The organism is Actinomadura sp. NPDC048955, assembly GCF_040649435.1.
GTDB lineage: Bacteria > Actinomycetota > Actinomycetes > Streptosporangiales > Streptosporangiaceae > Spirillospora > Spirillospora luteofluorescens.
The window spans coordinates 53,318-60,229 of sequence record NZ_JBEZJI010000055.1; the positions used below are offsets into that span (position 1 = coordinate 53,318).

The 6,912-nt window shown below is 72.2% G+C and carries 6 protein-coding genes; 4 read left to right on the plus strand and 2 right to left on the minus strand.

Annotation, left to right across the window (positions count from 1 at the left end):
- The first annotated feature begins 29 nt into the window (after positions 1-29).
- The 3 genes from AB0C84_RS35960 to AB0C84_RS35970 all read left to right on the plus strand — a co-directional run bounded on the left by AB0C84_RS35960 (position 30) and on the right by AB0C84_RS35970 (position 3,036).
- Positions 30-1,841, plus strand: a complete 1,812-nt coding sequence (locus AB0C84_RS35960) for a hypothetical protein (protein ID WP_361075016.1) — start codon at positions 30-32, stop codon at positions 1,839-1,841.
- A gap of 178 nt (positions 1,842-2,019) precedes the next feature.
- Positions 2,020-2,445, plus strand: a complete 426-nt coding sequence (locus tag AB0C84_RS35965) for a hypothetical protein (RefSeq protein WP_361075018.1) — start codon at positions 2,020-2,022, stop codon at positions 2,443-2,445.
- A gap of 318 nt (positions 2,446-2,763) precedes the next feature.
- On the plus strand, positions 2,764-3,036 hold the full coding sequence (locus AB0C84_RS35970; RefSeq protein ID WP_361075020.1) for a hypothetical protein: 273 nt from the start codon (positions 2,764-2,766) through the stop codon (positions 3,034-3,036).
- A 159-nt stretch (positions 3,037-3,195) separates the two neighbouring features.
- On the opposite strand, the gene AB0C84_RS35975 is transcribed toward AB0C84_RS35970, so the two are convergent.
- Positions 3,196-6,429, minus strand: a complete 3,234-nt coding sequence (locus AB0C84_RS35975; protein WP_361075021.1) for a hypothetical protein — start codon at positions 6,427-6,429, stop codon at positions 3,196-3,198.
- A 158-nt stretch (positions 6,430-6,587) separates the two neighbouring features.
- Here AB0C84_RS35975 and AB0C84_RS35980 point away from each other — a divergent pair, with 158 nt between their 5' ends.
- Positions 6,588-6,770, plus strand: coding sequence for a hypothetical protein (locus AB0C84_RS35980; RefSeq protein WP_361075023.1), 183 nt, complete (start codon positions 6,588-6,590; stop codon positions 6,768-6,770).
- Positions 6,771-6,834: 64 nt separating this feature from the next.
- On the opposite strand, the gene AB0C84_RS35985 is transcribed toward AB0C84_RS35980, so the two are convergent.
- Positions 6,835-6,912 (minus strand): integrase core domain-containing protein (locus AB0C84_RS35985; protein WP_361075027.1); only part of this gene is annotated, 78 nt, incomplete at its 5' end.

The following is a 6,912-nucleotide window of genomic DNA, read 5'->3' on the forward strand; positions in this document are numbered from 1 at the left end:
ACCGACAGCGGGCCGCCTTGGCGCTACCGATGAGCGTCCTGGCCCTGCTGGCGGCGCGGGCCAAGGGACAGTCCCGCGCCACGATCTCCCGGCACGTGCTGCGGACGGTGGCCGACGTGCCGCGGCTGATCGCGGCGGCTCCGGCGATCACTCCCAACCAACTGGGAAAGGCCGTCGACGGCCTGCTGCACGGATGGGAGCATCGGCGGGACCCCCGCGCCGCGCAGACCACGTTGGCGAAACTGCTGCGTGCGTTCACCAGGTCATCGAACGTCCGGTGCCGGGCTCTTGCCGCTGAAGCGTTCCCCCTGGTCGTGGGGCCGCGGCACCGCTTCTCCAAGGGCGAGGTCTCGGCGACCGTGCTCATCGCTGATCCGGAGGTCGCGGTGCTGGTCGCGTTGGCCCGCAACCACCACGTGCGCAGCCTGCCGGAGTCCGAGCAGGGCCTGGCTGTACGCCGCGCGCTCCTGGACAACGCCGCACCACGTGTGCGCGCCGCAGCCCGCCGCGCAGGCCTACACGTGCTCCACAGCCACATCGTCGCCGCGCTCTCGGCAGCCGACGGCCGGCCCGTCCCCGCCGATGCCGCTGCGTCCGAAATGGAGAGGGCCGACCCGCTGGATGATCCGGCGCCCAGCGTGCGTGTGACCGCTATCGCCAACGGCATCGCTGAGCAGGACGGCGCCCGCTGGGCCCGCGTCCTGGCTGACCCGAGCCCGCAGGTCCGCAAGGCCGCCGCCACACGCGGATACTCCACACCCCACTTCGTGTGGGCCGCCCTGGCCAAAGACCCGGACCCGGCCGTACGCGCGGCTGTCGCCCATTCCCGCTGGGCGCCGACGGAGCAGCAACGCCGGCTGTTGTCGGACGCCGACCCGAAGGTGGCGGCCACCGCCGAAGCCCGCGATCCGCTCTCCCGGCCGGTGGAGGTACGCCCGAGCCTGCCCGCGGACGGGGAGATCATGCTGCCGGTCAGCTTCACCCACGACCATCGGCTTCGCCGACTCGACCTCACCGCCGTCACGCTCACCCTGACCCAGCAGCAGCACCTGGCGACCGCGGCGCGCACCACTACCGAGGCCCGCGCCCAAGCACGCGCCCGGGTGATCGCCCGCCTGGGAAACTCCCGGGCCGCGCGCTGGGTGGCCGACCGCTGGGAACGTTGGTGCGATGTGTTCGCGGTCCCCGCGCCGACGTACTCCATGATCGCGTTGGAGCGCAGGCTCGCCGCGCCGTTCGTCGGCGCGGCGCCCGAAGCTGATGACCGTGTCACCGGCGCGCTCGCGCTGTTCGACGCCGTTCTCGGCCTGGCCGCCGACCCTGGTTTCGCGGTGCCCGACCACCGGCCCGAACACCGCTCCGAAGCCCCGCAAGCCAGTACCGAGGAGCAGACCGAGCAGCAGGCTGCCGACCTGGCGCTGCTGACCGCGCCGTGGGAACACCTACTCCTGCTCCCTACACCGGTCACCGCGGACACCGTGTACGGACCGCGCACGCCCGCCGCACGACAACTGCTGACCACCGCGGCGCGGCTGCCCCGCCCCCGCCTGGACGCTCTGCTCACCACCCGCATCAGCATCGACGACCAGCGCTGGAGATCCGCTCGCCGCGAAGCGGTCGACGCGATCGCCGGCCCCCACGACCAGATATACGCCGCGCACTTTCTGTTCTGGGACGCTGTTTGCGTCGCCGAACTCGCCGCCTGGCAGCGCCCCACGGACCCGCTGCTGGCCGACGCCCTGTGGGCCGCCGCCGCGGTGGCGTTGCACGGCGAGCAGATGTCGGCGGCCACCGCCGAGATCCTGACTTCGCCCTGCGCCGCCGCAGGTCTCGCACTGTGATCGGCCACCGGACCAGCGACCACGCGGCCCGGCGATGGACGGGAACGCTCGGCTGCCAGCGTGGTCAGGGAGTCATACCAGACGCCTGTGGAGCGCTGCCGACAGCGCGCGTGACTCTGGACGGCACGGGGTAGGATGATCATGCCCCCGGTCGTTCGACTTTTGATCGGAGGGGATCGTGCGCGGGCCTGTGGGAATTGAGCGGCCTGTCCTGCGCGAGTATGCGTTCCTGACCCCGGCAAAGCTCGGTGGCATAGGCGGCTACCGGCGCGCGTGTGCGGTCACCGGTCTCAAGCCGATCCCCGGCGGGTACGGCCTGCTGCACATCGCCTCGGAGGAATCAGGTCACCACGCGACGGTCGCGACCTGGGACGTCGCCTGGGTCGAGGCCATCGCCGAGGTGCAACAGCAGGTCGAGCGCGGACAGATCACCGACGAGGCCGGCAAGGTGGATCTGTCCAGCGAGCTGCTGCGCGAGAAGATGGCGGCGCTCTACAACGGCTGGCCCGATGAATGGGGCGGCCATTCACCCGACGGGGTCATCGTCACCGCCTACCGAGGCGACACACCGCACTCCCGCGACATCGGCCACGAAGCACCGTAACCCCCTGGCCGGCGGCATCAGGTATCCGTGGGCACTGCCGCGGCGCGGATATCGTCGGCCTACACGCGAAATCCTTCACGGTGAGCGGGTGACGCTGCGGCCCGCGGTGATGGACGATGTGCTCGCGCTGGCGACGATCCGGGCGAGGCCGGAGCCCCCGCCGATGGTGGCGGGGCTGCCCCGACCTAGCCGCCGAAGTGGCCCGCGAGCTCGGATCGCGGGGTCCATTTCGCGCCAGAGGGCGAGGTGGCGGGCCAGGGGGCGCGATCCACCTGCCCCAAGGCGGGCCAAATGGGGCGGTTCCGTGCGATATTGGGCGTGAGTGAGCCCCCGCAGGACCTGGTGAACCTCAAGCGCGACTTCCTCCTCATTGAGGCCGGACTGTCCGGCCGCTACGACCTCACCGCCGGCATGCAGCGCCTCCGAGTCCTGACCGGCCTCATCCAGGACCACCCCTGGTGGGCCAAAGCCGGCAACGCCTTCGACGCCCGCATGACCCTCATTAAGGCCGCGAAGGCCGAACTGCCGCCCGGCTTCCCGCAGGAGCTGCCGGACGAGATGCCGCCCCACGCCGACGCCGCGCGCCCGTGAAGGTTATCGCCGCGAATGGGCCCAGCGCAGATGCCCAGCATCGCTCACCGTCCTTGACCACGTGCGAGGCCGCTGCCACTGCTTTTGCGGCGCTCCAGGCTGGGCTGTCCTCTGCCTTCCCGCAGCGGGGGCGCAGCGTGACGCGAAAGCGGTGCCTGGTTACCACAGTTCTTCCCAGCCCCATCGGCTGGCCGAACTTCCATCTGGCTCTCGCCCGAACCGATACCGCACTGCATGACCCCCTTCCGCCGAGAACAGGTCGAACATGCCCACGGCCGGCAACCGGCCGATAAGCGCCCTCACACAGTCGTCCAACCGAGCCTCCCGCAATCCAGCAAGCAGCCAGGCGACGGCGAACGGGTCCTCCAGGACCGCATGCGCGGTGATCCGGTCGGCCAGTGCGACCAACTGTTCGTGCGTCCCGGCGTATTGAACCGCCCTCAGCAACCCGCCGACCGCGTAAAAGCTGTCGAGGGCGACGTGCGCGGCCGCCCGGCCCGTCAGTGTCGTCACTTGCTCGTCCGCCCCGACCTCCCACAAAACGCGCACCAGCCGAGCGACGTCGGGTGAGTTGTCCAGCTCTGTGTGCGCGGCGGGCTCTCGGGCAATAAGCGCGGCTATCTGCTTCCGCGCCCCGGCAGTCTGTAACACCCCCAGCAGCCGAGCGACGGCGTCTGGGTCATCCAGGGCGGCGTGCGCGGCAGCGCGGTCGACCAGCGCGACCATCTGCTTCTGCAGCCCGGAAGTCCGCAGTGCCTCCAACAGCTGAGCGACGGTGTCCGGGTCGTCCAGGGCGGCGTGCGCGGCGGCGCGGTCGGCCAGCGCGACCACCTGCTCCCGCGCTCCCACCTCCCACAACACTCGCAGCAGAAGACCGAGGCCGCGGGGGTCGTCGAGCGCGGTGTGCGCGGCAGGGTCACGGGCCACCAGAGCAGTCGCCTGCTCCTGGGCCCCGACCTGGCGCAACACCTCCAGCAGCCGAGCGACGGTGCCCGGGTCGTCCAGGGCGGCATGCGCGGCGGGATCGCGGGCTACCAGCGCCTCCACTTGCGCAACCGCCCCCACCGCCTGCAACGCTCGCAGTAGCCGAGCGACAGCGACCGGGTTATCCAAGGCGGCGTGCGCGGCAGCGCGGTCGGCCAGCGCGACCACCTGCTCCTGGGCCCCCGCCTTCCGCAACACTCGCAACAGAAGGCCAAGGCCGCTCAAGTTCTCCAGGGCGGCATGCGGGGCGGCCCGGCCGGCCAGCGCAACCATCTGCTTGTGCGCCCCAGCGTTGCGCAGCACCTCCACCAGCCGAGCGAGGGCGCCCAGGTCGTCCAGGGCGACGCCCGCGGCGGCGCGGTCGGCCAGCGCGATCATCTGCTTCTGCGCCCCTGCGCCCAGCAACGCCTCCAGCATTCCGCAGACGTCATCCGGGTCGTCCACGGTGACGTGCGTGGCGGCCCGGCCGGCCAGCGCGATTACCTGCTTTTGCGCCCCGACCTTCCGCAACGCCTCCAGCAGCAAAGCTACGCCGCCCGGGTTGTCCACGGTGGCGTGCGTGGCGGCACGGTCGGCCAGCGCCGCCACCTGCTTCTGCGCCCCGACCTCCAGCAACATCTCCAGCAGCCGAACGAAGGCGACCGGCTCGTTTGGGCCAGCGTGCGCGGCGGGGTCACGCGCCACCAGCGCCTCGACCTGCTCATTCGCCCCCGCCTCCCGCAGCACCTCCAGCAGCCCGGCGACGGCGACCGGGTCCTCCAGGGGGGCGTGCGCTACGGCGTGGGCGGCCGGGCGGTGATCGGCGGGGTGCAGCTGGTGCAGGTTGACCACCAGGGAACGGGCGGCCCGCGGGTTGCCGTAGGTGGTGGCGTTCTTGTGGAGTTGCGCGGCGTCGCGGTACAGGCCTCGGTCCCAGGCGGCGTCGCCGAGCGTGTGCTGGTCGGTGGGGTGGGCGTGGTCGGCGGCCGCGGTCCAGAAGGCGACGGGTGGGATGTGGTCGGCGCGGTGGGTGCTGCCGTGCTGGTCGAGGTAGTCGGCCAGTTGGTAGACCGGCCCGCTGACAGGATCGGCCAGTTTCGCGCCGGTGCGCTGGGGGCGCCGGTTGCGCTGGTCGGTCTTGAAGGGGGTGAGGATCCCGGGGATGCCGTTGCAAGGGGCGGTGAGGTACTCCAGGGTCTGGGTCGGCCAGTCGGCTGGGGTGAGGGCCCATTGGGTGTCGTCGAGGTAGCCGGGGGCGGCGGCGGTCAGCAGCGCCAGCGGCAGGTGCGGCCCGCACCCCAGGCGGCGGGCGTCCATCGCGGCATGGATCAGCGCCCGGGTGATCGGCGTGGCGGTGTCGTAGCGGTCCAGCAGCACCGGAACCCCGGCCAGGTACTGGGTGATCCGCCCCGAGCCGGCGCGTGCGGCGGCCTCGGCCAGCCGCGGGTCCTGCCCCGCCCGGGCGGTCAGCCGCTCAAGGTCAGCGGCTCCGAACGCCTCGGGCACCTGGATCCGGCGGCCTTCCAGCAGTTCACGCGCTTGAGCGTGCCGGTCAGGCCCGCCGGTAGGGCGGGAGGTCAGAGTGCCCCAGTAGGTGGGCCACAACGTGGCCAGCACCAGCACCGGGCCCCGGGCCCGGTCGCGCAGCACGGCCCGCAGCCCCGCGGCGACGCGTTCCCCGCGCACCGGGTCGGCCAGGTAGAACTGGGCCTCGTTCAGCCACACCACGGTGCGCGGGCCGACCTGGTCCAGCTCGGCGAGGGCGGCGTCGGGCCGGGCCGGGGCGATCGGGTGCCACACCCGCCACGGCTCGGCGCGCCCGCGCAGTAGCTGCAGGGCTTCCCAGCAGGCCCGGGTCTTGCCGGTCGAGGACCCGCCCACCAGCACCGCGATCGCGCTGCCGCCCGCGGCCGCGTCTCGCACCACCTGCGCGAGCTGGTCGTCGTGCGCACGCGGCACGTACACCGGCAGCTCCGCCACCCCGGCCGGTGATTCGACGGCGTGGTGCACCTCCAGCGCGAACGGGTCGCGCACCTCATCCAGCGGCCAGCCGACCCCCGCCCCGTCCGCACCGCGCCGCGGGCGCAGCCCGGTGCGCGTCTTCTTGTCGGCCTCAAGCAGCCGAGACCAGGCGGCTTGGGTTCCCGGGGTCTCCCCGGCCCAGTCGGCCAGCACCGCACCGGTCCGCGCGAGCTGGTCCACATCACGCGGCAAGGACCTCCCGGTCGACCACGAGTTCACCGTGGTCAGCGGAACCTTCGCCTGCCGGGCCAGCCGTTCCTGGGCCACCTGCCCGCCACGGTGAACCGCTCGGTCCCACAGCCGGGCGAGCTCGGCCAGCACACCCGAGGCCACGTTCGGGCCGGCCTGGGGACGAAACGGACCCAGCGGCCTGCCCATCCCCTGCCCTTCGTCGCCCTTGAAGCGCATCGCCCGGGTCCGGCTCGTACCGCCTCGTATCGACCCGGATCCCCACCTGTCCTGCAGCGTAATCACCCCGTACCCACCCGGATCCGCGATCCCTGGGATCGGCCCGATCCGGCCCCGTCAATGGTGCTCATGACCCTGCCGATGAGAGGAAGCACCCGATGAGCGCGGTCCAGATCCTGTCCCTGCTGCTGGCCCTGTCGGCCGCACTGCACCTGGCAACGGCCGCGGCGCTGATCGCCCGCAGGACCGGCGCCGACCCCGCCCACGCGATCCTCACCGGAGCCGGGGCAGCCGCCACCGCACTGGGCCTGTACTTCGCCGCCGTCACCGCCTACCAGTAGAGCGCTGAGGTGGCGGTTTGGCCGAGGCCGCGCTGACCGACGTCCTCGCGCTAGCTGTACTTGGTCATGATCTTGGTGACAGTCGGGTGATGGGGGGCTTGCCGCCCAGAGCTGAGTGGGGGCGTTGGGTGTTGTAGTGCTC

What these genes read in the sequence shown, in the direction of transcription:
- AB0C84_RS35960 (WP_361075016.1), top strand. Translation starts at nt 30, where the DNA reads ATGAGCGTCCTGGCCCTGCTGGCGGCGCGGGCCAAGGGACAGTCCCGC.
- AB0C84_RS35975 (WP_361075021.1), bottom strand. Translation starts at nt 6,429, where the DNA reads ATGCGCTTCAAGGGCGACGAAGGGCAGGGGATGGGCAGGCCGCTGGGT.
- AB0C84_RS35980 (WP_361075023.1), top strand. Translation starts at nt 6,588, where the DNA reads ATGAGCGCGGTCCAGATCCTGTCCCTGCTGCTGGCCCTGTCGGCCGCA.